The sequence below is a fragment of the Stenotrophomonas sp. P5_B8 genome, assembly GCF_054049855.1.
On the sequence record NZ_JBFULO010000767.1, the window covers coordinates 1 to 914 of the forward strand.

1 protein-coding gene is annotated in these 914 nt (G+C 68.2%); it reads right to left on the reverse strand.

Features of this window, described 5'->3' with window-relative positions:
• Window positions 1-134: 134 nt before the first annotated feature.
• Window positions 135-776: a methylthioribulose 1-phosphate dehydratase gene (locus ACXJKH_RS21330; protein ID WP_457322371.1), complete on the reverse strand. Its 642-nt coding sequence runs from the start codon at window positions 774-776 to the stop codon at window positions 135-137.
• Window positions 777-914: the final 138 nt, after the last annotated feature.

Here is a 914-nt window from a genome sequence, read left to right on the forward strand (position 1 = left end):
GCGTGGAGCCGGCCAGCGGCCGGCACTACCGGGGCGCGGGCGGTACTGTTCAGCCGCGCAGTTTGCGCAGCTCCAGCTCGCAATGGCGTGGAGCCGGCCAGCGGCCGGCACTACCGGGGCGCGGGCGGTACTGTTCAGCCGCGCAGTTTGCGCAGCTCCAGCTCGCAATGCAGCAGGAATTCGAAGGCTTCCATGTGGCGGCGCGCTTCGGCCATGGTGCGGCCCCACGCGTACAGGCCATGGCCGTCGATCAGATAGCCCCAGAGCGGTTGGGTGTCGAGCAGGGCATCGACCTGAGCCGAGAGCACGTCCATGTCCTGGGTATTGGCGAACACCGGCACGTCGATGGCCATCTCGTGGGTACTGTTGCCGTGGAAGGCCTTGATCAGCTCGTAGCCCTCCAGCCGGATGTGACCCTGCGGCGCATAGAGGCGCGAGGCGATCGTCTGCACCGGCGAATGGGTGTGCAGCACGCAGCCGATCTCGGGGAAGCGGCGGTACAGCTGGGTATGCAGCAGCGTTTCGGCCGACGGGCGCAGCGGACGGCCGATGGCCTTGCCATCGAAATCCACCACCATGATGTCGTCCTCCACCAGCCGCCCCTTGTCCTTGCCGGACACGGTGATCGCCGCATGGCGGTCATCCAGGCGGTGCGAGAAGTTGCTGCTGGTGGCCGGGGTCCAGCCGGCCTGGGCCAGCTCGCGGACGTTGTCGATCAGCAATTGGGCCAGCTCGCTGAGGCGGGCGGTGTCGTAGGGGAACGTGGGGGTGGTCATGGCGGGTATTTTACGGCGCTTCGATGATTCCCGCGCGCGGATGGTCGTGCCGGCCGTTGGCCGGGGACACGTGGACCCAGGATGTTCGTGAGGAGCCGGCCAGCGGCCGGCGCTACCGGGGCGCGTTCGGGATGGCCT